The sequence below is a fragment of the Desulforamulus profundi genome (assembly GCF_002607855.1).
Map to the genome: position 1 here is coordinate 1 of NZ_AWQQ01000109.1, position 1,110 is coordinate 1,110.

Sequence of the window (1,110 nt, forward strand, 5' to 3'; positions counted from 1 at the left end):
ACCACGGCCATTTTGGACCGTATTCTTCACAAGAGTGAAGTCCTGGTTTTAACCGGAGACAGCTACCGGCTTAAGCATAGGCAAACCATCTTCGGGCCTTTACAGCCTGATATTATCAAAACACTCAAAGAGTGATTTATGAGGCAACCATTTTTGGAATTTACTAGGTGTTAAAAATTATTTATCGAAATTTGTTCATTTCTACTTGACGGTCACAACTTCGTGATGACCGGTCTATCTTTCCGGCTAAACACTCCTCAATCATGCGATTGAATTCTGCACGATTCTTCGTGTTAGTACCACTAATACCATCATCAGCAAATATGCCTGCCAACTCCCATTCACAGATTTGAGGGATATTTTATTTTTGACGATGGCGAGAGAATATGATTTTCGGCTGCAGGAGATAAAACACAAAAAGACCATGAAGTTTTAAGCCAAAAAAGCTCTCTTCATGGTCTTTTTCTGTTTTACTCCAAGTAGTTTTCAATTTTATTAGTACTACATAAAAAACTTGAGACTATTTCATTGATAAACCTTTGTCTATAGCATCCTGAATTATTTTGTGACAGCACTTTCCTAATGGATTGTTCTTCTGACATTGTGCATTTTGCATTGCTCCAGTAATTTTTAAGACATCTTTCATATTATTTGCACCATTCTTTACGACAGCATTTATTACTTGTTCCTCAGTTACTTTACTACAGTAACAGGCATATTTGGGATTTGCATCTTTCTTAAACCAAATTGGTACTCTTACTTGCTGTTTGTTAAATTTGAATTAAGTTGTCAAGGTATTGACACTTTGGAAATAAATAACAGCTCCCCTTGTTATCCTAAAATGTTCTTGGTGAGCCCCAGAGGTTAACTTAAATTAAAGTGGCGCCGAAGGGAAGTCTTCCCCGTGTGTGGTACAATCGAGTAACCGGCGGGGCGCAATCTGTTAAAGCAATGTCCCCGGAGCCGCCCCGTCGGTAGTCAAAGCTGACCACACGCGGGGTGGCAGTCAAGACCGCCACTTTGTTCCACTGTTTTTTGCATCTTAAGCAGCGAGCTTCGGGGCTGGCAGGAGTAGTTGATCAGTATATGGTACAAAGAATGCCTGTGCCG

The 1,110-nt window shown here is 40.4% G+C and carries 2 protein-coding genes and 1 pseudogene; 1 reads left to right on the top strand and 2 read right to left on the bottom strand.

Features of this window, described 5'->3' with window-relative positions; genetic code table 11:
- The first annotated feature begins 12 nt into the window (after positions 1-12).
- Positions 13-135: a hypothetical protein gene (locus P378_RS22290; protein ID WP_238473335.1), complete on the top strand. Its 123-nt coding sequence runs from the start codon at positions 13-15 to the stop codon at positions 133-135.
- A gap of 385 nt (positions 136-520) precedes the next feature.
- Here the strand turns inward: P378_RS22290 and P378_RS16040 are convergent.
- Together P378_RS16040 and P378_RS19840 are read right to left on the bottom strand one after the other, a co-directional pair.
- Positions 521-775, bottom strand: a pseudogene (locus tag P378_RS16040) ((2Fe-2S)-binding protein); the annotation flags it as partial.
- 94 nt (positions 776-869) lie between these two features.
- Positions 870-1,019, bottom strand: coding sequence for a hypothetical protein (locus P378_RS19840; protein ID WP_180261145.1), 150 nt, complete (start codon positions 1,017-1,019; stop codon positions 870-872).
- Positions 1,020-1,110: the final 91 nt, after the last annotated feature.